Source organism: Massilia sp. CT11-108, assembly GCF_047302915.1.
Classification (GTDB): Bacteria; Pseudomonadota; Gammaproteobacteria; order Burkholderiales; family Burkholderiaceae_D; genus Telluria; species Telluria orientalis.
This window is the reverse complement of record NZ_JBKYMO010001622.1, coordinates 1-253: the sequence shown is the minus strand read 5'-3', so window position 1 is coordinate 253 and position 253 is coordinate 1. Positions and strand designations below refer to the sequence as shown.

1 protein-coding gene is annotated in these 253 nt (G+C 42.7%); it reads left to right on the top strand.

Annotation, left to right across the window (positions count from 1 at the left end):
• On the top strand, positions 1-253 hold a 253-nt coding region (locus tag ACEN88_RS35810; RefSeq protein WP_413347138.1), incomplete at both ends, for an FHIPEP family type III secretion protein.

The following is a 253-nucleotide window of genomic DNA, read 5'->3' as shown; positions in this document are numbered from 1 at the left end:
ATTCAAAGGGTACTGGCAAAACTTTTAAAAGAAAGCGTCTCAATTCGAAATTTACCCGTTATTTTTGAGGTGCTGGCCGACTATGGAAAAATGACGTCAGACACCGATTTGTTAACTGAATATGTCCGGCAAGGGCTCGCAAGACAAATTACCAGTCAATACACGGTCCAAGAAGGTCTGCTTCGAGTTCTTCCCTTTCAGGAAAAGTTGAAAAAACGATGGCTGAAGCTGTTCAACAAACGGAGCATGGGAA